The organism is Falsiroseomonas sp. HC035 (genome assembly GCF_050563525.1).
In the GTDB taxonomy this organism is placed as follows: domain Bacteria; phylum Pseudomonadota; class Alphaproteobacteria; order Acetobacterales; family Acetobacteraceae; genus Falsiroseomonas.
Genome location: NZ_JBNXUN010000063.1, coordinates 1 through 1374, shown reverse-complemented (window position 1 = coordinate 1374; position 1374 = coordinate 1). Strand labels below are relative to the sequence as shown.

The 1374-nt window shown below is 68.6% G+C and carries 1 protein-coding gene; it reads left to right on the top strand.

What is annotated here, in order from left to right:
* The first annotated feature begins 116 nt into the window (after positions 1 to 116).
* The gene (locus tag ACLF3G_RS29430; protein ID WP_430672928.1) at positions 117 to 1316 is read left to right on the top strand and encodes an IS256 family transposase; all 1200 of its coding nucleotides are present in this window, start codon (positions 117 to 119) and stop codon (positions 1314 to 1316) included.
* The last annotated feature ends 58 nt before the right edge of the window (positions 1317 to 1374 follow it).

Genomic DNA, 1374 nt, shown 5'->3' with positions numbered 1-1374 from the left:
GGTCATGTCCCGGCTGGTGGTGTAGGACCTGACTGCCGGAAGTGAGGCGGTCACCGCGGTGAACCTGGTTAGGGTTGGGTTGCTGGACCTCAACCCCTGACCTGGAACTGACCGCGATGACCGACGAGACGATGGCCCTTCGGGACCTGTTGGAGAAGTCCGCCGACACCTCCTTCCTGCGGGAGATGATTGGTTTTGCCGCCCAGCGCTTGATGGAGCTGGAAGTGGGCGAGGTGACCGGTGCCGCCCATGGCGAGCGCAGCCCCGACCGGCTGGTGCAGCGCAACGGCTACCGCGAGCGGGACTGGCAGACCCGGGCGGGCACGGTCGAGTTGCGCATCCCCAAGCTCCGGCGCGGCAGCTACTTCCCGGCCTTCCTCGAGCCCCGGCGCACGGCGGAGAAGGCGCTCACCGCCGTGATCCAGGAGGCCTACGTGCAAGGCATCTCCACGCGCTCGGTGGACGACTTGGTGCGGGCCATGGGCATGGAGGGGATCAGCAAAAGCCAGGTCAGCCGGCTGTGCGCCGAGATCGACGAGAGGGTGCGGGACTTCCTCGCACGGCCCATCGAGGGCGACTGGCCGTATCTGTGGCTGGACGCCACCTACGTGAAGGTGCGCGAGGCCGGGCGCATTGTCCCCGTGGCCGTCACCATCGCGGTGGGGGTGAACGCTGACGGGCGCCGTGAGGTCCTCGGCATGGCGGTTGGCAGCTCCGAGGCCGAGCCCTTCTGGCTGGACTTCCTGCGCAGCCTGGCCCGGCGGGGGTTGCGCGGGGTGAAGCTCGTTGTCTCCGATGCGCACGAAGGCCTGAAGACAGCGGTCACCAAGGTGCTGCGGGCCACGTGGCAGCGATGCCGGGTCCACTTCGCCCGCAACGCGCTCGCCCACGCGGGCAAGGCGCAGCGGCGCATCGTCTCGGCCTGGATCGGCACCGCCTATGCCGAGCCAGACGCCGAAGGGGCCAAGCGCCAGTGGCGCACGGTGGCCGACCAGCTGCGCCCCAAGGTGCCGAAGCTCGCCGCGCTCATGGACAGCGCCGAGGAGGACGTCTTGGCCTACATGCACTTCCCGGCCGCGCACCGAACGAAGCTACACAGCACCAACTCCATTGAGCGTCTCAACAGCGAGATCAAGCGCCGCACCGACGTGGTGGGCATCTTTCCCAATGAGTCAGCAGTCGTGCGGCTGGTGGGCGCCATTCTGCTGGAGCAGTCCGACGAGTGGGCCACCCAGCGCTCCCGCTACATGACGCTGGAAACCGTCGCCGCCGTCAGCGACACTGGCCACCTCAGGCTGTCCGCCGTGCCAGCCTGAGCAGCGGCCCAGACCGGCCAGGAGCCATCGCTCCTACACCACGCACTGGGACACGACC

What these genes read in the sequence shown, in the direction of transcription:
- ACLF3G_RS29430 (WP_430672928.1), top strand. Translation starts at nt 117, where the DNA reads ATGACCGACGAGACGATGGCCCTTCGGGACCTGTTGGAGAAGTCCGCC.